A 23222-nucleotide genomic window follows, 5' to 3' on the forward strand; every position below is an offset into this window, starting at 1 on the left:
AAGTCGATGATTATGCCTGACTTTCCAACGTCATGGAACAGCCGTTTCCCACTCCACTAGAATAGCAAAACTTTCTACAAATAGAAATGGGTTTTATGAATTTTCTCCAGAACCTTCTCTGTGTTTACACAGTTTCGTCCGTATTGAATTCATTTTCTAATTTAAGTAATTCATGTTTAATATAAGTACTTTCCGAATCTGATACGGTCCGGAAATCAAATAAAATCTTTCCGTCTTTTAACCGTGCAGCAATCGCAGGATTGGATGTTGTACGAAGCTTATTTAACACAAGCTGGGCTGGAGCAGGCCCGGTGTTAACAGACAACACAGTAGTTGGCAACGAGACTTCCGGCATTGTGCCGCCTCCAATCATCGAGACATCATCCATTTCCGTTGCCTCCCATTTTCTGAGTGGAAGATCTACAATAAACTGTCTCACTCTTTCAGTAATGGACTCTTTTGATTCGAGAATCACTTGTACTGTAGGGATTTGCTTTATTAAATGCTCACCTTTCACATAGGTGGAGAAGGTTTCTTCTAAAGCTGCTAAGGTCATTTTATCTACTCTAAGCACTCTTGCTAACTGATGTTTCTTGAGATGGTCAATCAATGATTTTTTGCCTGCAATAATTCCCGCCTGCGGGCCCCCAAGCAACTTGTCTCCGGAGAAGGAAACGATATCTGCCCCATTCTTTAAGACTTCTTTCACGGTTGGTTCCTCGCCAACACCGTGCTGTTTGAAATCATAAATTGCCCCACTGCCCAAATCTTCATATACGAGGATATCAGATTTATTATTTTTCGCAACATCGGACAATTCTTTTAAAGAAACCTCTGCAGTGAAGCCAATCGTTTTAAAATTACTTGTATGGACCTTCATGACCATTGCCGTTTTTTCTGAAATAGCGTCTTCGTAATCATACTTGTGTGTTTTATTAGTAGTCCCTACTTCGACAAGTTTAGCTCCACTTTCCTCCATAATTTTAGAAATTCGAAAAGAACCTCCAATTTCAACTAATTGGCCTCTTGAAACAATGACTTCTTTTCCTTCCGCAAAGGCTTTTAATACAAAAAAAACAGCTGCAGCATTGTTGTTTACCACCATTGCTGCTTCGGCCCCTGTCGATTGGATGATGAAATCTTCTACGAGTGAATGCCTGGACCCACGCTCACCACTTTCTATGTTGTACTCCAAATTTGTATAATGACGCGCTGCCATAATAATTTTTTCAATCGCTGATTCGCTCATTGTAGCGCGACCGAAGTTTGTATGAAGTATAGTACCTGTTGCATTAATGATACGTCTCATATTTCCATTACGGAATTTCTCCAGTTTCTTTTGGAGTTGGTCGAGCACAAACTGCTCCATTTGCTGAGTCGTTTCTAACTGGCTTTCTTCGTTTGTTAAAAGGATCTGTCTCAAAGCATCCATTTCTTCTCTCAGCCAGCTTGTTACAGTTCTTTCATTGCCCACTTGATGTGCTATATTTTTAAATTGGTTATTTTGCTGCACTTTATGAACAGCTGGCAAATATCGTAGTTTCTCGTTCAACTTTTGCACCTTCTTTATATGGCTGTTCAGCAGGAAAACAGCGTTCGATAAAACATGCCTTATTCCCCTACATTGTAAGTTATCGTTTGAGTTGTTGCAATGTTAGCGATTATACTAGAAGGAGAAAAAAGGGGGTAACAGACGATGAAAGACAAAGATGAAATTATAAAGCTTACCAGCTTATCATCGAAAGCTGGCTGAGGATGTAAAATCGGTCCAGAGGACCTGGCGCAAGTATTGCGTCATTTACCTGAAAGAGAACAAGATCCGAATTTGTTAGTTGGTATGGACACTTCTGATGATGGCGGGGTTTATCAATTAACTGATGACTTAGCACTCGTACAGTCAGTAGACTATTTCACACCCATTGTAGACGACCCATATATGTTTGGACAAATTGCTGCAGCAAACGCGTTAAGCGATATATACGCCATGGGTGGGAAACCAACCACTGTTTTAAACATCGTAGCGTTCCCAATAAAAGAATTACCGGACGAGTTGCTCGCTGGCATGATGAAAGGTTCTTCCGACAAAGTATACGAAGCGGGAGCTACTATTGTAGGAGGGCATTCAATCGATGACCAGGAGCCTAAGTTCGGATTAGCTGCTACTGGTATCGTACACCCTGGTAAGGTCTGGGCCAATAAAGGAGCCAAACCGGGGGATTTGCTTGTTTTAACGAAACCTTTAGGGGTCGGTATTCTAACAACCGGGATAAAAAGAGAAGCAGTTTCTTCTCAACAAGAACAAGCAGTTACGGAAGTTATGGCTCAACTGAACAAAACAGCCGCCGAGACACTTTCTAAGTACCATCCTCATGCAGTGACCGATGTAACTGGTTTTGGGCTGCTAGGTCATTCATTTGAGATGGCGGATGCCAGTCATGTAAGTATGGTCTTTCAAACGTCTCGTGTTCCTATCTTGGATGGCGCTCGAGAACTCGCAGAAAAAGGAATCATTCCTGGAGGTTCAAAAGCGAATGCATCTTACTTAAACAGTCGCATTGAAAGAGATAGGGAAGTGCCGGAAATCATGCAACAAATATTATGTGATGCCATTACATCAGGAGGTCTGCTTGTTTCCTTAGAAAAAGAAGAAGCAGAACAATACGTTCAAGATATGCATGAAAAAGGCGCGACTAACACTTCCATAATTGGATATGTCACCGAAAGAGGCTCTCATGAGTTGTTTCTTAAATAACAGGCGATGACTGTATAAACAGCTAAAACACTCAGAGTGCCTAGTAAATCGAAAAAGGGGCGGACAAAGGGTCATTTTTATGACCTTTTGAACAGCCCCTTTTATAATATTTCTTGATATAGTTCTACATACGCTTTTGCTTCTACCGCTGGATGGTGATAAGTCTCAACATAGTCTTTTGCTTGTATGGACAGTCTGTTGTACAATGTTTGATCCATCACTAAATCTTTCAATTGTTCCCCGAATTCCCTTGGGCTCGAAAATAAATACCCATTGTAGCCATGTGAAACAAGGCTGCGGTTTCCCGGTATATCTCTTGCTAATGCGGGGAGCCCGGCAGCCATTCCTTCTAATAAACTAATCGGCTGTCCTTCAGATTCGGATGTATTGATAATGATATCTGCCCAATCATAGTAATCACTCATTCTATGAGGTGCTACAGGCGGATGATACGAGTACCAGTCATTTTGGTCTGATACCTTCTTTACCTCTTTTGCTACTGTAACATCCAATACTTCTCCAATGATGATAAAATGCAGCAGCGGGAATAGATCAGTCATTTTTTTCATTTCATCATAGGAGTAAAAGACATTTTTTACCGGCCTTAGTCCTGCCGGCAGTAACACTCGTGGTTGCGCTTTAGGCAAGTCCATACATCCTTTACTTTTTATATGCGGTCTAACAGATTGAGGAATAACGTGAACTTTACTTTTAAAAAAGGGAAATTGCCTGCCAACCATTTTCATTGCGTCTTCTGTGAAAACAGTCAAAGCATCCGCTTGTTGAAGGAGCGTTTCCATTATTCTTTTTTTGACCGGTTGATTCATATCAATGTTAATATCCGTTCCACCCGAAGTTAAAATGAGCGGCTTATTAAAAGAAATGTTTTCTTTCGCAATCCAGTCTGCTGTTCTGTTTATGTGAAGAGCATGAATGATATCCGCATTTGCAAGCATCTCATGTGGTACCCCTTTTTCTTCCTCATACGCAAATACGGAAATGTCCACACCCTGATCACTAAGTATTTGCTCCATCCGCCGAGCAGTGGTAGCATTCCCTCGTTTTGATAAATAGTAAGGAGTTAAATATAAAACACGTAACGGACTTTTCATCATAGTTGTCGCCGCCAAATTCTAATATTTTCAGACCGTTTTGTCCATTTCGCATCATCCATCCATTCCAGCAGAGGAACTAAATATTTTCTTGTAAGACCTAGTACGTTTTTTGCGTCTTGTAAACTGAATGTTTCCGGACATTCCTCATAAAGGATGTGTGCTGCTTTTTTTATTGCTTCAACGGGCCAAATGTGTTTGTCGTCCATAGCCGCCGCTTTACCGATTTGCAGTAAATACTGCCTCAAATCAATGGACAATGATGCTGGCAGGCTCTGTTCCTCTGTATAATCTTGCCACGGCGAGACTTGCACACCATCTTTTTCCCAATTTATTATGGTCTTTTCCATTCTTTTTTCCCACCCTTTTGGATAATGAGGAGTAAACGCTGGGTGAGATAAATATTGTTGTTCTCGAGAAATATTATCCTCGTTCACAAAAACTTCTAACAAGCGGTCACCTAGCTCTTTAGGATATGATTTCTTCGAATATAATTCTTCTTTGTTCTTCCCTAACCGCAACGGATACTTTTCATGGTAAGTTTGAAGCTCCGAGCGTATACTTTTAAGAAAAAGGTTAGACTCTCTTGTTGTATACAGTTTTCCATTTGTAAATTCTTTTATTTCACCTTCTTTGATTAATCTCTCTGCCAATGTATAAATTTCTTCTAATGAAATACCTGCAAATTTCGCGAGTTCTTCTCTCGTTAGCCATTTATGTTCATTCAATGATTTCATCACATGATCTTTCGGCGATCCCTCTAACTCTTCTTCGAGGTGTTGAATGGTCTCTTTCCCAAAACGAAGATGTTCACTCTGGGGGTTTATAACCCATCCTCCACCTATCGTTTCAACAGGCGAAGGCCTGCGTAAAATGAACCGGTCATTTCTTTTTGTAACTACGGGCTCATCTAAACGAAGCTGGCACAACACCCGGCCGTCTCCTGATTCCATGATGTTTCGGTCAAAGAATACAATGGTACCGTACACTTCCGCTGTCCCGAGGTGGAGTTTTATTTCTCCTCTTTGTTTGACTTTAAACCGCATCGATTCGGACACGATTAAAAAGATATTAAGCACGTTAGTCGTGATATAATCCTCCGTAGCTACAATAACGTCTCCTCTTGATATGTCCTCTTTCGGAACACCGGTGATGTTCAAAGCTAGACGTTGACCGGCATTCCCTTTAGTCACACGCGTTCCATGGACTTGAAGCTGTTTCACGCGAATACTTTGATTCATCGGGAGAAGTTGAAGATGTTCTCCCTCTTGTACACTTCCTTCATAAACAGTACCCCTTACTACAGTACCTTGACCGTGCACTGAAAATACTTGGTCAATTGGAAGCCTAAATGCCCCTTGACTGTTCCTTACCGGTATCGAAGACAACACGGTGATTAACTTTTCTTTCAGTTCCTCCAGCCCTTTTCCTGTAAGAGAATCGACAAACACCATTTCCGCTTTTTCAAAAGGAGTCCCTTTCACTTCTTCTCTTATATCTTCTCCGGCAAGCTTTAGCAAGTCACTATCCACGGTGTCTGACTTAGTAACGGCAATTAAACCCCCTCTCACTTCAAGCAAAGATAAAATTTCAAGGTGTTCTTTCGTTTGTGGCATCACGCCTTCGTCAGCAGCAACGGTAAGAACCACGGCGTCTATGCCAGCAACCCCTGCGATCATCTGACGGATAAAGCGCTCATGCCCTGGAACGTCTATAATGGAAACTTCAAGCTCTTCCGTTAAAGATAGAGGGGCAAAACCTGGCTCTATCGAAATAGAACGCGCTTTTTCCTCTTGCAGTCGATCAGTATCAATGTTTGTTAATGCTTTTGTTAATGTCGTTTTTCCGTGATCAATATGACCAGCCATTCCTATTGTAAATGTCCGTTTCTCCATTGATGTACTCCTATACTAAGTTTCTGTGATTATTCTCTATTTATCTTACTATACCGATGAATAGATGAAAAATAAATCGAAGCGCTTGCTTTCATTTCTGTATAGTCGTACAATGACATATGAAAAAACATGGGGCCGGTTGTGAAGCTGGTGCACACCGAGGTCTTCAAAACCTTCAGGGAGGCGCGTGCCGTCTCCGCTGGGTTCGATTCCCAGACGGTCCCGCCATTATGAAAATAAAGTAATTATTAAAGCTCTATCTATCACGAGGTCTATTAACAATATAAGCGAATCTTTTAGAAACCTTTAATGGGTGACCATTTGGGTTAAGGTTTATAAATATACCCACCACCGCAGCCTTCTATATTCATATAGGAGGTTTTTTTATGTCAAAAAAGAAAAACCACAAGAAAGTAAGGTAGAAAATCTAAAGCTTGGACTCAATTTAAAATTTTATAATTTGAAGACTTTTCGTTAACTACTATGTTTAGTAATTTTATCGCTGTTTAAAGACACAGTAGCAATAACGTTGCGTGACTATCATAATATATTCACAAATAGAGAGAATGAGCGGTTAACAGAAAAAGCTGTAAAGAACATTTTTAAGAGACTAAAAGGGATTATGAATTTTCGGTATGTACGTCTACCCGCTTAGATGCTTGATGGAGACCGTAATCGATTCTGAAGCCCGCACCCGGTCACCATGAACGTCTGATGAGGCCCTAAAAATAAAACAAGGAATAAAACGGTCATCATAGCGGACAAATGATGAATCGATCTTTATTGGGTAAAACTGGAGATCCAGAGCCTTTCTGTAAGATAGGAGTTTCTACTATGACATGACATGGAACGTCCGTATACGGGTGGTGTGAGAGGAATGAAGATGAATCACCTTCCCCCAAACAAATCAATAAAAGAAAGCGCTTCATAAATAGAACGTATACTATTACTGAGATAGAACAAGTATTTGGCAGATAGGTTGGATTTTTTACACGCTTATAACAATTCATGCATCATAGTCACATTAGGGTTATCCTAACAAAATTGATATATTGTTCATGTTGATGCTTAAAGCCCTAAAACGGATGGGAAGATGGTCCGAGGATTGACGGAGAATCTTTTCCCGTTTTTTAAGAGAGAATGATGCTAATTCTCCCTTCATTACCTGTTTTACCGAACGATCATTGAGTATCCAATGGTCGTTTTTACACGTTGTAGATCAGGCATATGCATCTTCCGGTTTATTGATGAGTCGGCTGACTTCGCTTATGTATCGCTATACCTGTGTTTCGCCCGTTTCTCCTCGAGGTTGCGCTGCTTCCAATCTCCTGGCTGGACAATCCCTTTAAATCTCTATTCCGGCATTTCGCTACGGCTTGTTCGTTTCTTCTGTCGGCACCGGTGCTGCTGAATGAATAACACCGTTCGCCACCATCATCCTCCATCTTCCGTTTTTCAGGGTTATTGTGGACATTACATCCATCCATTCCCGGATAGGCAATACCATTGCAACCGATTAATTGTAATGAAGAAGCATTAACGATGATACACGGAACGTTAGTCGTGAAATATCATCAAAATAAACAACGAAGCATCTTGTGAAATTCTGCACATGTAAAAGGAGTTGATAATGATGGGATCTGTTTATTCTACAGATCACGACGCTAAGGAGGAAATGAGTGATGACTATTCATTAGATAGGGTACCTCGTAACAAAAGAAACATGGGGTGGCTAAGTATTACCAATATTACTTTTGGAATTGCCACAGCCATTTTTTACTTTCAAATGGGAAGTGTCATGGCGCTTCAATTTGGTGCGATAAATGCTATTATCTCTGCTGTTTATGCAATCATCGTTGCTGGTATATTAGGAACATTCATTGCTTTTCTATCAGCAAAGTCAGGGATGAACGTGAACCTGCTGTCCCGCGGCGGTGGATTTGGCTATATTGGTGCGTCTTTGACGTCATTTATTTATGCTACTAATTTTATTATGTATTGTGCGCTTGAAGGCTTAATATTAGTTGCTGCTGTTCATGAGTTTTTACCTGCTATTCCAGAATGGATATTAATTATTTTCTTTGGTTCTATTGTGATCCCTTTAAATTGGTTTGGTATCAAGCAATTAGATAAACTGCAAAAATGGTCCCTTCCACTTTTTGGCGTTTTTTTGGTTGCGGCTATTGTGATGACTGCATTCACTCCTTCTGTTTATGAAGGAAGCTTTTGGTCCTATATGCCAGAAGGGGTTCAAGCTGGTGGAACGGCTTTATTACTTTGTATCGGGATGCAGCACGGAATCATGGGACTAACTCCATTGCTAGCTTCCGATTATGCTCGTTTTCTTAAACCGAAAGATACGAAGATAGGAATCTTTGCCATAGGATTTATCCCACAAATTTTTTGTTTTGGAGTTATGGGCGGTCTTGGAATTTGGTTTGGCGTTCGTCTGGGAGAACCGAATCCTGGTGTATACATCGTTCTACTCCTTGGTGTTTGGGGTGCTTTATTTACCATGTTAACTCAAGTAAGAATTAACATTACTAACATCTACAGCGGATCCTTATCACTGTCTACCTTCTTTGAAAATATCTTTAAATTCACCCCGGGCAGACGTTTTTGGGTAGTAGTTACAGGTGTTTCTGCGATGATTTTAATGCTTGGAGGTATCGTTAATCATCTGGAAAGTGTGATGACATTCCAAGGGGTCTTCTTGATGACTTGGGCGGCCATTTTAGTAACCGATGCGATTGTCGTTAAAAGAGTACTTAAGATTGGTCCAGCTTATTATGAGGCCAGACAACATAATCTGCATAAATGGAATCCGGTTGGCGTTGTATCATTGTTGGTAGCTAGTGGCTTAGGCACGATTGCTGCCTTAGGATACATGGGTACGTTCCTGCAAAGTACGGCTGCATTCTTTGCAGCGGCACTGGCTGCTATACTCACTGTAATTCTAGCCGTTTCCACACAAGGGAAATATTATATAAAAACAGAATCCAGCGATATTGAAAAAGAAGACTATATTGCCTAATTCCCAGACGGTCCCAACATACAAAGTGCATCATGTTATCTCGAAGTTTGCTTATGTAAATATGTCAAGCTCAAATATGGCCTTACCATATTTGAGCTTTTATATTAGTGATGCTATTCATTCTGCACGTTATATTGCAGAAAATACTTCAGAATACATTGTAATTTCGTTCAAGCGTTTATTATTGATAGCAAAACCGATGCCTGGTGAGTCGGGGACCTTGATTTTTCCGTTATTCACTACGATTTCTGGATCAATAATGTCCTCTTCCCAGTAGGTAGAAGACGAGGAAATGTCTCCAGGAATTGTAAACCCAGGTAAGGTAGCTAACGCTAGATTATGAGCACGAGACACTCCAAATTCAATCATCCCCCCGACCCACAAAGAGATGTCCTGTTTGGAACACAAATGATGAACATGAGCGGCTGCATTCCAACCACCAAGCTTAGCCATTTTAACCGTAAATATTTGACAGCTGCCGAGCATAAGAGCACTTTTTACGTCATGTACAGAATGTATACTTTCATCGAGGCATATTGGTGTATCTATGTACTTTTGCAGTTCAGCATGCTCTACGATATCGTCATGAGACAATGGCTGTTCTATCATTAATAAATGAAATGGGTCCAATCTTTTTATAAGGTCTTTTGTTTTTAAGCTATACGTACTGTTAGCGTCCGCCATTAATGGAAGATGCGGATACGCTTCTCTGATCGATTGAAGAATAGCAATGTCATTTTCAGGTGAGATTTTCACTTTGTAACGACTGTATCCTTCTTTCATTCGTTCCGATATTTGGGTAACCATGCCTTCAGGGCTGTCTGAAGTCACTACCGTACCAGCGGAGACTCTCGTTCTTTCCCCTCCAAACAGACGTCCAATATACGTCTCTTTCTTCTTCGCATGTAGATCCCATAAGGACTGTTCCAGCGCAGATTTTGCCATATTGTTTCTTTTCACACTGCTCCATATAGAAGGAAGCTCGCTAGGATGTCCCCATTCAGCTCGAAACGTTAACGGAATTAAAAAATCTTCTAACATATGCCAGCATGTATGTAACGTTTCCTCTGTATACCATGGTGACGCAAATGGAACTGCTTCCCCATATCCAACCCGTCCCTCCGTGTCTCTTGCCTCCACAATGATAGCTTCTCTCTCTTTCACCGTGTACAATGGACTGACAAATGGCTTTTTCAATGATGCTTTAACTATCCGCAAATGTATACTACTAAGCTTCATCTTGATCACCCAAAGTTTTTCTTAGTTCTCTTCTCAGCAATTTACCAGCAGCATTCCGAGGCAGCTTATTGCACGGTATGATTTTTCTTGGAACTTTATAGGATGCCAATCTTTCTTCACAATATGTTTTTATTTCCCTTATTATAGTCTCAGCTGATTGTGCATTCACTACGACAAAAGCAACAGGGACTTCCCCCCATTCCTCATCTTTTTTCCCAATCACTCCAGCTTCCTGAACCGCAGGAAAAGAAGATAATACAGACTCGATCTCTGCAGGGTAAATATTTTCCCCTCCTGAGATGATGAGGTCGGAACGACGATCAAGGACATATAAAAACCCTTCTTTATCTAAGTAACCAATATCACCTGTATAGAACCACCCTTCATGAATCGCCTTTTCCGTAGCTGCTAGGTTATTTAAATAACCTCTCGTCACGTTGGGTCCTTTAACTAAAATTTCCCCTTCTTCTCCGGGTTTTGCCTCCTTATCCTCTGTGTTAATACGAACTTGAGAAGGCATGAGCGCTTTTCCCGCAGAGCCTAATTTTCTTAAACTGTCATCAGGAGATAACGTAACAATCTGTGAAGAGGTTTCTGTCATTCCATAGGATTGAAAGACTGGTATCTTTTTTGTTTTACATTTTTTTAATAAGGATTCGGGAGCAGGTCCTCCGCCTAAAAGCATGCACCTGAAAGAAGATGGGTAAATAGACTCTCCTAATTCATGAACCATTCTGTTTAACATGGTTGGTACGACAGACATAATCGTGACTCCGTTCTCATGTATGTGCCAATTGGCTTCTTTCGCAGAAAATTTTTCTGCCAAAATAACAGTCATCCCATAAATCACACTTCTCATTAAAATAGATAGACCGCTAATATGGAAAACAGGCACGGAACAGTACCAACTATCATTTTCACTTAATCCAAGATTTAAAGCTGAGCCAACTGCACTCCACCAATGATTCCCATAAGTCTGTATGACTCCTTTTGGATACCCTGTTGTACCAGAAGTATACATAACAGTCGCTATATCATCTAAGTCATGTTCTTCTTTCACTGCCGCAGTTATGCTTGGCCATTCAGACATTTCATCCATTGTCCACACAGACCATTGATGCTGCGTCTCTACTTTGTTTAAAAAAGTGGTTTCGGTGATGACGAACGAAGCTTGACTATCTTCTAGTTGCCAGGTCAATTCATCTTTGGAGAGCTTATTATTTAACATAACTACTTGTACACCAATATAAAAAAGCGCATGGATCATAATGACAGTATCTGGATGGTTTTTTAAAAGAATGGCTCCTACATCTCCTTTTTTAACTCCAGCTGCAGCTAATTGGCCCGCTTTTTCCCCTGTCAATTGATGTAGTTGTTTAAACGTATATTGTTGATCTTTGTACTCGATCGCTGTACGGTCAGGCGTTACAAAAGCTCTTTTTTTCAGCCAATTTGGCAGTACTTTTGTCATGTACTCTCTACCACCTTTCTTCGTATCGCATAGAGAAAACAGCCTGGCTATCGCCAAGCTGTTCTCCTTCTTTGTTAAAAAGATTCACTTCGTTTAAGGAAAACGTGGAAACTGGTCAAAATCAGGCTTGCGTTTTTCTTTAAAAGCGTCTCTTCCTTCTTTTGCTTCATCAGTCGTGTAATATAAGAGAGTTGCGTCACCAGCAAATTGCTGCAACCCGGCAAGACCGTCTGTAGACGCATTAAATGCTGCTTTTAACATACGTAGTGCAGTCGGGCTTTTTTCAAGCATTTCTTCACACCATTGAACTGTTTCTTCTTCCAGCTTATCAACAGGAACTACCGTATTTACAAGGCCCATATCTAGAGCTTCCTGGGCATTGTATTGGCGGCATAAATACCAAATTTCACGTGCTTTCTTCTGACCAACAATCTCAGCCAAGTAACCTGCGCCATAACCGCCATCAAAGCTTCCAACCTTCGGACCTGTTTGGCCAAATATCGCATTTTCTGCAGCGATTGTTAAGTCACAAACAACATGTAACACGTGGCCTCCTCCAATTGCATATCCGGCAACCATTGCAACGACTGGTTTTGGAATCACCCGAATCATCCGCTGTAAATCTAGTACATTAAGACGAGGGATTTCATCGTCACCAACATATCCACCATGGCCTCGCACTTTTTGGTCGCCTCCGGAACAAAAGGCTTTTTCTCCTACTCCAGTAAGTATAATAGCGCCTATGGATGAATCATCACGCGCTCTCGAAAATGCATCAATCAATTCAGCTGTTGTTTTAGGACGGAAAGCATTCCGTACTTCCGGCCGGTTAATAGATATTTTTGCGATGTGATTATATTTTTCATACAGAATGTCATCGTATTCCCTGATTGCTTCCCACTGAATCGTCATTGTTACTGCCTCCCTATGTATTATTTGTATGATTGGATAGTAAGAACTCTTTTACTATTGTACCAAATTTCTGAGGGGATTCGACATGAATTGTATGTCCTGTATCGTTAACCGTTACCCATTTCACACTATTGATCTCTCTTGCCATTGCACGAGCAATTTCACAAAACTTAACATCCAATTCACCTGTGATCAACAATACTTGCATGTTTAGTCTTGGGAGGAAATCCCACCAAGAAGGTTGAGCACCCGTCCCCATACCAAGTAAGCTGTTGGCAAGGCCTACTTCTGTATTTTTCAATCTTTGAGATCGAATGGCTTGTTTCTGTTCAACAGGAAGTTTGTTCTGACTCGCAAACAACGGAATATTCTCCCACTTCTTTATGAATGCACTTATTCCTTTATCTGAAATTTCATTAGCTAGTTTTTTATCATGGTGTCTTCGTTTTTCTCTTTCTTCTCTTGTCTTTAAGCCAGGTGAGGCACTTTCTAGGATCAGACTGCGGACGATTTCGGGATAGAGACATGCTAACGTTAAGGCGAGTCGTCCTCCCATAGAATAGCCGAGAACATGGGCGGAAGAGAAGTTTAGATCATGTAAAATCGCTTTTATATCCCCCGCCACACGCTTGATATCATATTTCCTTACATCACGAGGATGATCAGACTGCCCATGCCCAATGATATCTACCATTATTACAAAATAATCTTCCTTTAAGTCATCTATCAGGTATTCCCATGTTTGACCGCTGCCTGTAAATCCATGTAATAGTAACAGTGCTTCCCCTTCTCCTGCTACTTGTATATGATAAGTAACATCTCCACAATCGACATTCATTTTCCCTTCTCACCTTCCAATAAATTGGAAATTTGATGAGACACATGCTCCCATAATTTTCGGTGATTTGTAGCGTTTGTTGTTCTTTCTGTTTGAACTTCGATGATCTTTAAACCTTTCTTCTCCATAGAATTCTGAAACGCCCGGTCCCACTCATCCCAATTATGAATTCGGTAGAAAGAAGCATCATAAAGAGCGGCGGCATGCGAAAAATCCAATCCATGAGGAGTTCCAAATAATTTCTCGAAATATTCTTCTTCCTGAGATTGAGGAAGAAACGAAAATATCCCGCCTCCATCGTTATTTACAACAATAATCGTAAGATCACATTTTAATTGTTTTGCAGCGAGCAACCCATTCATGTCATGGTAAAAACTAATATCACCAATCGCCAATATTGTGTTCTCTCTTACCTGACTTACACCAATTGCAGTCGAGACCACACCGTCTATGCCGTTTGCTCCACGATTAGCTAGTATCTGAATGCCTTTATTATTTGTATGAAAAAATGTATCCACGTCCCGGATTGGCATGCTATTGCCTACAAACAGAGTTGAATCCTCAGGCATTTGCTTTTGTAATAAAGCAAATAACTTTCCCTCATTTAATTCCTTATCCTCATAAACGTGTTGTAAAGCGGACTTAGTCTGATCGTTCATCGTTTTCCATAAGGACAACCAATCGCTATCTTTTCCATGATCGTTCGCCAATTCTTTTAATACACTCGAACAAAACGTTTCCTCATCGCTAAAAAACATATGTGCAGGAACTCCGACCGGCTCTCTCCACCCGCTTCCTTCATCAACAATCAGGTGTTCGGCATCTTTCCACTTTTTAAGAAATAATAAAAGTGGCTTCGATACGGGCATAGCACCAAACCTTAAGACTACATCTGGTTTCATGCATTCTACTGCTTTTTCATTTCTTAAAAAAGTGTCATACGTATCAATGATTGCTTCACTATCCCTATTGCTTCGTATATGAGATAAAGGGTCAGCCAGGACAGGAAATTGAAGTTGTTCCGCTAGCTCCAAAATATGTTTCTGTGCCTTCTTATGTTGTAGTTCTCCGCAAATAATAATACCACGACTAGATGAAGTTAAGAGGGAAAGACATTGGTGAATTTGTTCTTTTGACAGTGTTAAAGAACCTTGCCTTACCAGTCTTTCTTGATCGTCATGTTTTTCCTTCAGCAGCTGCTTAGCCAACTGCATATCGGGTACAAGAGGGTCTCTAAATGGCAAATTTAAGTGAACGGGGCCAATTGGATTGTTTACAGATGTTGTCCCAGCGCGGACAGCTATTGTTTTTACATAATTTTGCATATGTTGAGAGCTCTCGGGTAACGAGACATCCATGAACCATTTCACGTGTTTGCCATACATATGTATCTGATCAATCGTTTGAGGTGCTCCTGTATCTCTTAATTCATGCGGTCGGTCGGCCGTTAATACAACGAGTGGTACTCTCGCATAAAAAGCCTCTACAACAGCAGGATAGAAATTAGCGGCAGCAGTACCAGAAGTACAAACCACCGCTACAGGCTCATTTAATGCTTTGGCGAGTCCTAATGCGTAAAAACCAGCTGATCTTTCATCCATATTGACTTGAACTTCTATTTCAGGATAAGCGGATAACATCATGGCAAGCGGGGTAGACCGTGACCCTGGGCTGACGACAGCATGTTTAATTCCTCCCTGATAGAGTCCCTTCACGAAGGAACTTAAATAAGATGTTATCTCTCTACGGTCATTCATTCATCGTCCCTCCAAGCGCACTAAGCATCGGATTAAATTTTATCGCCGTTTCCTTGTACTCTTTTTCTGGAGTAGAATCTTCAAGCACACCGCCTCCAGCAAATAAAGATGCTTCACGGCCTTTCAGCAGCGCCGATCGAATGCCAACAGCAAACTCGCTATTTCCATAGGCATCCATCCAACCTAATGGACCAGCATACATTCCTCTTTCTAAGGTTTCCCATTCCCTAATTTTAGTAACCGCCATGTCTTTTGGCATCCCGCCCATCGCTGGAGTAGGATGCAATCGTCTCACAAACTCTAACACTGGAGTTTCTTCTTCACAAACGCCCGAAATAGGCGTGTACAAATGCTGGATATGTCTGTTTTTCATGAGCACGGGGCCATCATCAGGGATTTTGACAGAGCTGCAAAGTGAATCAAAGGCATCCTTAATCATAGAGACAACATATTGATGTTCTAATAAATTTTTTCGATCCTGTAACAATTCTTCTCCCAGCCTTCGATCTTCTTCCTCCTCTCCTCTGCCAATCGACCCTGCTAAACAATCAGAAAACACTTGTTCCTTTCTCTTTTTGATTAATTTTTCAGGAGTGGCACCGATAAAAACAGAGTCTCCAGACTCCAGACTGAAAATATAACTGTCTGGTTGTTCTTTCATTAATTGGAGAAGCACGTTCTCAGGCGATATATCGTTTTCAAAAGTAAGTCTTAACTCTCTTGCTAGGACGACCTTATCTAAAGAACTATGTTTCATGTTTGTTATCGCAGAAGCTACTGTCGTTTTCCATGCGTCGGCATGAATCTCTTCCTGTTTAATTAATGGATTAATCGAAGGAGAAACAGAGAATTTTCTTTGATCTGTTAACTCTTCTACCTCGTTCTCTACTTGTTTATAAAGATGCCATTCGTTATCATCCGGCGAACAAATGCGATTAATCGTTAAATATGACTGCCCCTCAATAAGAGACAACATATAACATGGGATAGCGAATGTCTCATCTTCGAAATCATTCCATAGCGTCTTTTTCTCTTCTTCTGGATCAAAAGAAAACCCTCCAAACAGAAGAGGACCGGTCCCGATTACTCCAGACTCACCGGAAGAGACCGCTTGACGCAGCAGCTTATCCCAGTTTTTTTCTACATGAATATAGCGGTCATAGGAACCTGTGGATGATAATGGAGTAACTTGACCTGTCCCGGCAAGTATGATTTCTTTTTTGGGGTCTTGCCAGAAAAAACATTGACCTTTATAGTTTTCTCGTCCGGCATGATAAAATGCAATCGGATCATGATTATCTATTTTTTGAACGTAGCTGAATAACACGGTGGTTTGTTGGTCTTTAGCCTTTTTAATAGCAAACCGTAGCCCGTCCAAACAGTACGCATCTTTTGTTATTACCAATTCGATCACCCTATATATCTGTATTAAAGGCGAGATTTAACCTATTTAAAGATACACTTACGTTTTAATAACTGTCAAACAAAGGGTCATATTAGCGCTAACACAATTGACACTTTTTGCTTTCTTCCCTACACTTAATTCGGTAGATCATATATAGTATACCCTTGCGTTAGGCTTCCTTGTAATCATTTATAAAGAAAGAGGAGAAAAAGATGGACATTCACGAACAATCACAGTCGACGAATTCATTACCTTCGAAACGCGGCTGGAAAATATGGTGGGAATTAATCCGGCCCCATACATTAACCGCGTCTTTTGTCCCTGTTCTGTTAGGTACCGTTTTGGCATTATTAGAAGGAGAGATCAACCTCTTTTTGTTTGCAGCTATGCTACTAGCCAGTTTATTCATTCAAGCGGCAACGAACTTATTTAACGAGTATTACGATTTCGTTAGAGGTTTAGATACAAAAGAATCAGTCGGTATTGGCGGTGGTATTGTACGATATGGGATGACGCCAAAATTAATTATGAATTTAGCACTAAGCATGTACTTCATAGCGCTTTTGCTCGGTATTTACATCTGCATCATGTCCTCTTGGTGGATAGCTGTGGTAGGGCTTGTCTGCATGGCTGTCGGGTATTTATACACCGGCGGACCAATACCGATTTCTTCCACTCCATTCGGTGAATTATTTTCTGGACTGTTTATGGGATTTTTAATTATATTAATTACTTTTTTTATCCAAACAGGATTTGTCTCCCAAACAGCTATTCTCACAGCCATACCAATTGGCGTTTTAGTCGGTCTCATCAATCTTGGTAATAATCTCAGAGATCATGATGGAGACAAAGCTAACGGCCGTAAAACGCTTCCTATTGTTTTAGGTCCTAAAAACGCCATCATATTTTTAGGTATTATGTATGGATTTTCTTACTTATGGTTAATCTACATTGCAGCCAGTACCTCGTTAACTCCATGGGTATTACTAGCCTGTTTGAGCATACCGAAAGCCATCCAAGCTGTGAATGGGTTTATCGGAAAAACGACCCCTATATCAATGATGCCCGCCATGAAAGCGGCTGCTCAAACAAATACATTTTATGGATTATTATTAGCCATCGGTATTTTCATGGGATATGTTTTGTAATTTATACATGTAACTACGCACTGTTACCTAGAAAGCAGTGCGTTTTTATTTTCCTTTTCTCCCTGTTTCGTACATCTTCACCTTACCCGTTAAAACCATCCTGAAAACTTAATGACGAACATAACAGTGATTGCGACGGATAAGATCGTGCTATGCTTTAAAAGCGGCTGTTTTTCATGTGAGGTAAGCGATGCTTTTAAAGATTTTGCCGTAAAACCTAAAAAAGCTCCGATAATGAGCCATAACAGAATAATTATTAATGTCCACCAAGACAACCAGGTATCCATAATAATAATTCCTGTTATCAACGTTCCTACAATAGCAACATGAGCAAAATGAATAATCCACTTGTATATCCTTTTTATAAAAAGGGCACTTTCCTCTTCCATCCCCTTAATGAAAAACGGAAAAGGAATCAGCAAAAAAAATGCTAAAGCCAATAACCAATGAATACCGAAATTGATAAGATACATCCACATTTCATTTCCCTCCCTCTCGAATTATATCAAAGAACGAGTGACTTCACTATTCGAACAGAGGCGTTGCAACAAAAAAGAACCTTTCATGAAAGTCTATGAAAAAATGCTTTTATTTTCTGTTTGTTGTGTTAGAATGTTTGGTGATAAAGAACGGCTAATGAGGTGATATAAATGCCTTCCGATATGTTTATGTGGTTTATAGTATTTTGGTCCGTTTTGATTACAGGCTTCTTATTTATTGGCGGATATTTTATGTTCCGTAAATTTTTAAAAAGTATGCCTAAAGAAGATGGCAAATCAACACTAGATTGGCAAGATTACTACATCGACAAAACAATACACTTATGGCCCCAAGATAAAAAAGATTTGCTTGAAGAACTTGTTTCTCCTGTTCCCGAAATTTTTCGCGACACTGCCAGAGAAAAGATCGCCGGTAAGGTAGGAGAATTGGCCTTAAAGGAGAAAGCTCAGGAAATAGACGAAGACTTATTGATAAGAGGCTATATTATTGCAACACCAAAACGCGACCATAAGTTCTTAAGGAAGAAACTGATAGAAAAAAATATTGATTTTTCTACTTATGAACATTTATTTAATTAAAGAAGGCTGTCCTGATGAGTATCAGAACAGCCTTTTTCATTACTTTTTATCATATTGTTTCTGCATTGCTTTCATCATCTGATTTATTTTTTTCTGCGACGGGTTTTGCCCCATTTGCATCATCATAACCCGAAGCATCTGCTCGTTAATCGGCGGATTTTTCTTCAAATAATTAACCATTGTTTTTCGGGCAATGAAAAAACCAATAAGTGCACCTGCTAACAAACAGAGCACGCCGACGAGCACAAACCAAAGCCAGTCCATTACGTCTTCCTCCTTCTAACACCATTGCTGCCTTGCTTTCTACATATCTGATCCCAATAGCCTATATCATTATAACGCATCCCATAGTTCATTAAAAGAGGAGGACAGTAATTATTTACAACACAGAGAAAACTTTCATTGGCTTTAACCATCCGTAGGTATTTCGATCAATATTTACGGCAAACATACAAGGGGATAAGCTTTTTAAACAATCAAAAACTTTCCACTCTTCTTTTACATCCCCTTCATGATGAAACCAGATCGATTGATTAGTTACTTTTAAACTGCTCTCCGTTTTCAGCGATTGATAGAATAACCCTTCCCCCATGGATGTGCTATTATACCCTATGTTTTTGAGTGGCTCGTGAATATATCTTTTCCAATCTCTCCGTTTAATGTCTTCTGTAATATAATGAATTTGTTTTTCAAGAACGGGTTGAGCCCAATCATACGCTTTATGATAATCTAAAAAGAGTCGAAATAGTTTTTCCTCCGATTGATAATAATGCAGGGCGACTTCTTTTTGTATAATAACTAATTGATACCGGTTCATGGTTTATTCGCTCCTTTCACTCCTTTACTGTAAGAATACAGGAATTTTAGTAAAAGGACTGTCAATTTCTGAAAATAAAAAAAACTTATTTTGTCGAAGAAGAATAAACTGATACAAAGAAATGATAGATGTAATTTACCCCAAATGAAAAGTTGTAAAACCTCATTTGGGGTTATTATCTTATTTATTTAAGAATCTAACAATGATTTTACTTTGGCAACTACATTTTCTACGTGAAAGCCATATTCATGAACAACTTTATCACCTGGAGCCGAAGCACCAAACCGGTCTATGCCTAAAACAGCACCTTTTCTCCCAACATATTTATGCCAGCCGTGACTGGCCCCCATTTCTATGGCAAGTGCTGGCACCTCTTCAGGAAGTACCTGTTCTTGATAAGAAAGGTCCTGTTGGTCAAACGCTGCCCAATTTGGCATGCTAACTACATTTGCTTTGATACCTTCTCTTCCCAATTCATTACTCGCTTCTACAGCTAACGAGACTTCTGATCCTGTTGCTAACAATAACACATCAGGTTGTGGATCAGCCTCAAGAAGGAGATAAGCTCCTTTTCTAAGTCCTTCCTTCGCTTTGTCTGCCGTACCTTCCAATGTCGGTAATCCTTGACGCGTGAGTACTAAAGCTGTTGGTGTCTTCTCACTTTCTAGGGATACTTTCCAAGCCTCAATTGTTTCATTACTGTCAGCAGGCCGAATAACATTCACGTTAGGAATGGCACGCAGAGAACTTACATGTTCGATCGGTTCATGAGTTGGACCATCTTCACCGACAGCTATACTGTCATGAGTAAATACGTAGGTTATTGGCAACTCCATCAGAGCACTCAGTCTAAGTGCAGGGCGCAAATAATCAGAGAAGACAAGAAATGTTGCAACATATGGATGCACTCCACCGTGGAGTTTCAGACCATTTGCTGCTGCCGCCATCGCAAACTCTCTGACACCAAACCAAATATTCCGGCCTTTATAATTGTCTCTGCTGAAATCTGTTTCCTCTTTGATTAAAGTTTTATTAGACGAAGCCAAGTCAGCTGATCCACCAAACAGGGACGGGATAGAATTTGCCAATACTTGTAAAGCTTCTCCGGATACTGCACGAGTTGCAAGTTTTTCGTCAGAATAAACAGGAAGGTCTTTATCCCAGCCTTGAGGAAGATCACCTTTTACAGCTAATGTAAATTGATTTGCAAGCTCAGGATATTGCTCCTTATATTGGGAGAAAAGACTATTCCAATCCTGTTCTTTCCGTGCACCTTCCGCTTTACCTTCCGCAAAATATTCGGTTACTTCAGCTGGTACATGAAAATCCTCTTCAAACTCCCATTTGTAATTCTCTTTTACGATAGACGCTTCCTCTTTCCCAAGAGGCGCCCCGTGCGCTGCATTCGTACCACCTTTATTGGGGGACCCAAAACCAATTTCCGTTTTCACTTCAATTAATGTAGGTCGGTCTGATTGTCGTGCTTCTTCAATCGCTTTTTCAATTGATGTCAGATCATTCCCGTCTTCTACTAATATCGTATGCCAACCGTATGCTTCATACCGCCCTCTAACATTTTCAGAAAATGATTGATGAAGATCTCCATCTAAAGAAATGTCATTTGAATCATAGAGGACAATGAGGCGATTTAATTTAAGATGTCCTGCTAATGATGCCGCTTCGCCAGAGATACCTTCCATTAAATCACCATCACCGCATAAAGCATAGGTGTAATGATCAACAATGTTAAAGTTATCTTTATTATACACCGCGGCCAAATGCCTTTCAGCCATCGCCATGCCTACAGCCATCGCCATCCCTTGACCGAGAGGACCGGTGGTTGCCTCCACACCTGGTGTGTGACCGTACTCGGGATGTCCTGGGGTTTTGCTTCCCCACTGTCTAAAATTCTTTAGTTCATCCAAAGACAAATCATAACCACTGAGGTGTAAAAGACTATATAAAAGCATAGATCCGTGACCTGCTGACAACACAAATCTGTCACGATTAAACCATTCAGGATTTCCTGGGTTATGTTTCATAAATTTTGTCCATAGAACGTAAGCCATTGGTGCCGCACCCATTGGTAAACCTGGGTGTCCCGAATTGGCTTGTTCAATGCTGTCTATGGATAATGTACGAATAGTACTAATTGCCAATTCATCTCTTTGATGCTCTTCCATCATGTATTCCTTCCTTTCCATTTCACAATTATGTATAAAGGCTTCACTGTCTTACATCATAAACGTTCTTGAACGATAGCACAAGATTCCCTTCCAAAACATGTCTCTTAAATTATTTACGAGGAGGATCCGTTAACAGTCCTCTTCTTCATATCTCACAGTCACTACCCGTACTTTTATAATATTTCAGAGTATTTATTACAGCTAGACACCTTACCGACACGAACTGTATAATTGCATCCACATAAAAAAACCTGATGGCAGGCCATCAGGCTGAGGTTATATGTGATGATAATGAAGATACATTACTGGAAGTTTCTTAATTCCGTTTTTTCATCTGGACCAGTTTATTCGGTGTTACATCGTCTCCATTTGGATCCATCACCTTTACTGATTGCAACTGACTTTTAAAGGAAGAGCGAAATTTACTTAAATACTCTTTTCGAAGTGTTTGCTGTTCTTCCTTTTCATCATTGGTAAGACCCGTCGTTTTCGAACGTTTTGCTAATTCATTAATACGGTCTATTTTCTCTTGAGAGAGCATGAGTTAAATTTAAACCTCCCTAAATACATAATAAAGAAATGAACCCGAACTTGTTTATATAATGATATAATAGGGTAAAAAAACGTATAAGGCAAGTTTCATTCATAGAGGTGAGAGGCGTTGCATACTCCTCACCTTCCATTTCATTGAATAAGCTGAAATTTATTTTTAATTCCTAGTCTATAGAGTTTATGTAGTCTTTATACCTCCGATGAACGGTAGCTTTGGACACCTCGTACCCAAAACCTCGTAACGTGGCTGCAATATCATGAAAGGTGAGTTTCCTCTCGCGCAGCCGTATAATTTCTTCTATTGGTACTTCTTTTTTTCTTCGACCGCCTTCGGTAGTGCGAGATAAATTCTCTCCTGGATTATACCCTTTTTCCATTGCATTTTTTATTCCTCGTTTTATTTTCAGATTATGAAGTTTCCGCTGATACTCTTCCACCATCGATACAATCTCCATCAACATATGATCAGATTCAGATACTTCGAGCGTCCCTTCATCTTTTACCGTATAAATAGGCACATCCATTTTAAATAACTGATGCAAAAGAGCGACTTTCGCATTTCCTCGCCCCAGTCTTGTTTCATCTTGTATACATAGAACTTGTGCAGCTGAAGAACCGAGCAAATCCAATGCTTCAAGCAAACCTTCTCTCTCCAGTGAATAACCACTTGCTTCTTCTGTGATTATCTTCTCTATTTTAAAACCACAGTGTTGCGACAAGTTAATTAATTCTTGCTGCTGCCTCATCAAAGAGGTCTGCTGTGATTCTTTATCTGTACTAACCCGGCAGTATATAACACAGCGTTTCATTTGATTATTCCTCCACTTTATTATTGTATACAGTTAAAGGACTCTCTACCTCATAATTATTTCCTTCCGCAAAAACGGGAAGAGTACTTTCTCCCTCACTGTGCCCAGTCATCTTGACCGTTAAGACGAGACACAATATAGATATAATGAATAACAATAAAATTCCCCACTCTTGGCTGTTTAACTTTTTCAGTTTTGAAAACATAAAAACCCCTC

At 40.2% G+C, this 23222-nt stretch carries 20 protein-coding genes and 1 tRNA gene; 5 read left to right on the plus strand and 16 right to left on the minus strand.

Annotated elements, in window-relative coordinates; genetic code table 11:
• Positions 1 to 124 precede the first annotated feature (124 nt).
• Positions 125 to 1552, minus strand: a complete 1428-nt coding sequence (gene selA, locus BM095_RS02650; RefSeq protein WP_091657006.1) for an L-seryl-tRNA(Sec) selenium transferase — start codon at positions 1550 to 1552, stop codon at positions 125 to 127.
• A gap of 144 nt (positions 1553 to 1696) precedes the next feature.
• Here selA and selD point away from each other — a divergent pair, with 144 nt between their 5' ends.
• Entirely contained in the window at positions 1697 to 2752 is a 1056-nt protein-coding gene (gene selD, locus BM095_RS02655) for a selenide, water dikinase SelD (RefSeq protein ID WP_091657008.1), read from the plus strand.
• Between the two features lie 101 nt (positions 2753 to 2853).
• On the opposite strand, the gene BM095_RS02660 is transcribed toward selD, so the two are convergent.
• Entirely contained in the window at positions 2854 to 3867 is a 1014-nt protein-coding gene (locus BM095_RS02660; protein WP_091657010.1) for a glycosyltransferase, read from the minus strand.
• On the minus strand, positions 3864 to 5759 hold the full coding sequence (gene selB / locus BM095_RS02665; protein ID WP_091657012.1) for a selenocysteine-specific translation elongation factor: 1896 nt from the start codon (positions 5757 to 5759) through the stop codon (positions 3864 to 3866). The genes BM095_RS02660 and selB overlap by 4 nt, the downstream gene beginning before the upstream one ends.
• 131 nt (positions 5760 to 5890) lie before the next feature.
• Between selB and BM095_RS02670 the strand changes: the two genes are divergently transcribed.
• Both BM095_RS02670 and BM095_RS02675 read left to right on the plus strand, forming a co-directional pair.
• Positions 5891 to 5987: transfer RNA gene (locus BM095_RS02670), tRNA-Sec, on the plus strand.
• Between the two features lie 1405 nt (positions 5988 to 7392).
• A complete protein-coding gene (locus tag BM095_RS02675; RefSeq protein WP_091657015.1) occupies positions 7393 to 8793 on the plus strand; it encodes a purine-cytosine permease family protein in 1401 nt (466 codons plus the stop codon).
• Between the two features lie 129 nt (positions 8794 to 8922).
• Here BM095_RS02675 and menC read toward each other — a convergent pair whose 3' ends face one another.
• From menC to BM095_RS02705, 6 genes are all read right to left on the minus strand, one after another.
• Positions 8923 to 10032 carry an o-succinylbenzoate synthase gene (menC, locus tag BM095_RS02680; protein WP_091657018.1) on the minus strand — a complete coding sequence of 370 codons (1110 nt, stop codon included), beginning with the start codon at positions 10030 to 10032 and terminating at the stop codon, positions 8923 to 8925.
• Complete coding sequence (locus tag BM095_RS02685; RefSeq protein ID WP_091657020.1) at positions 10022 to 11503, minus strand: o-succinylbenzoate--CoA ligase; 1482 nt, start codon at positions 11501 to 11503, stop codon at positions 10022 to 10024. The genes menC and BM095_RS02685 overlap by 11 nt, the downstream gene beginning before the upstream one ends.
• Positions 11504 to 11596: 93 nt before the next feature.
• Positions 11597 to 12415 (minus strand): 1,4-dihydroxy-2-naphthoyl-CoA synthase, encoded by an 819-nt coding sequence (menB, locus tag BM095_RS02690; protein WP_091657023.1) that lies wholly within the window; start codon positions 12413 to 12415, stop codon positions 11597 to 11599.
• Positions 12416 to 12428: 13 nt separating this feature from the next.
• Complete coding sequence (gene menH / locus BM095_RS02695) at positions 12429 to 13253, minus strand: 2-succinyl-6-hydroxy-2,4-cyclohexadiene-1-carboxylate synthase (RefSeq protein WP_091657025.1); 825 nt, start codon at positions 13251 to 13253, stop codon at positions 12429 to 12431.
• Positions 13250 to 15010, minus strand: a complete 1761-nt coding sequence (gene menD, locus BM095_RS02700; protein WP_091657028.1) for a 2-succinyl-5-enolpyruvyl-6-hydroxy-3-cyclohexene-1-carboxylic-acid synthase — start codon at positions 15008 to 15010, stop codon at positions 13250 to 13252. The genes menH and menD overlap by 4 nt, the downstream gene beginning before the upstream one ends.
• On the minus strand, positions 15003 to 16415 hold the full coding sequence (locus BM095_RS02705) for an isochorismate synthase (RefSeq protein WP_091657030.1): 1413 nt from the start codon (positions 16413 to 16415) through the stop codon (positions 15003 to 15005). The genes menD and BM095_RS02705 overlap by 8 nt, the downstream gene beginning before the upstream one ends.
• 212 nt (positions 16416 to 16627) lie before the next feature.
• Between BM095_RS02705 and BM095_RS02710 the strand changes: the two genes are divergently transcribed.
• A complete protein-coding gene (locus BM095_RS02710; protein ID WP_091657033.1) occupies positions 16628 to 17563 on the plus strand; it encodes a 1,4-dihydroxy-2-naphthoate polyprenyltransferase in 936 nt (311 codons plus the stop codon).
• Positions 17564 to 17652: 89 nt separating this feature from the next.
• Here BM095_RS02710 and BM095_RS02715 read toward each other — a convergent pair whose 3' ends face one another.
• On the minus strand, positions 17653 to 18042 hold the full coding sequence (locus BM095_RS02715; RefSeq protein ID WP_091657036.1) for a hypothetical protein: 390 nt from the start codon (positions 18040 to 18042) through the stop codon (positions 17653 to 17655).
• A gap of 171 nt (positions 18043 to 18213) precedes the next feature.
• Between BM095_RS02715 and BM095_RS02720 the strand changes: the two genes are divergently transcribed.
• Positions 18214 to 18642, plus strand: coding sequence for a DUF2621 family protein (locus BM095_RS02720; RefSeq protein WP_091657039.1), 429 nt, complete (start codon positions 18214 to 18216; stop codon positions 18640 to 18642).
• 39 nt (positions 18643 to 18681) lie between these two features.
• Here BM095_RS02720 and BM095_RS02725 read toward each other — a convergent pair whose 3' ends face one another.
• The 6 genes from BM095_RS02725 to BM095_RS02750 all read right to left on the minus strand — a co-directional run bounded on the left by BM095_RS02725 (position 18682) and on the right by BM095_RS02750 (position 23211).
• Entirely contained in the window at positions 18682 to 18906 is a 225-nt protein-coding gene (locus BM095_RS02725; RefSeq protein ID WP_091657042.1) for a YneF family protein, read from the minus strand.
• Between the two features lie 115 nt (positions 18907 to 19021).
• Entirely contained in the window at positions 19022 to 19459 is a 438-nt protein-coding gene (gene sirA / locus BM095_RS02730) for a sporulation inhibitor of replication protein SirA (protein ID WP_091657044.1), read from the minus strand.
• Between the two features lie 188 nt (positions 19460 to 19647).
• Entirely contained in the window at positions 19648 to 21642 is a 1995-nt protein-coding gene (gene tkt / locus BM095_RS02735) for a transketolase (RefSeq protein ID WP_091657867.1), read from the minus strand.
• 319 nt (positions 21643 to 21961) lie between these two features.
• A complete protein-coding gene (locus BM095_RS02740; protein WP_091657047.1) occupies positions 21962 to 22186 on the minus strand; it encodes a DUF896 domain-containing protein in 225 nt (74 codons plus the stop codon).
• Positions 22187 to 22361: 175 nt separating this feature from the next.
• The gene (locus BM095_RS02745) at positions 22362 to 23006 is read right to left on the minus strand and encodes a YneB family resolvase-like protein (RefSeq protein WP_091657049.1); all 645 of its coding nucleotides are present in this window, start codon (positions 23004 to 23006) and stop codon (positions 22362 to 22364) included.
• A gap of 4 nt (positions 23007 to 23010) precedes the next feature.
• Entirely contained in the window at positions 23011 to 23211 is a 201-nt protein-coding gene (locus BM095_RS02750; protein ID WP_091657052.1) for a hypothetical protein, read from the minus strand.
• Positions 23212 to 23222: the final 11 nt, after the last annotated feature.

The sequence above is a fragment of the Alteribacillus iranensis genome (genome assembly GCF_900113025.1).
Lineage (GTDB): Bacteria > Bacillota > Bacilli > Bacillales > Marinococcaceae > Alteribacillus_A > Alteribacillus_A iranensis.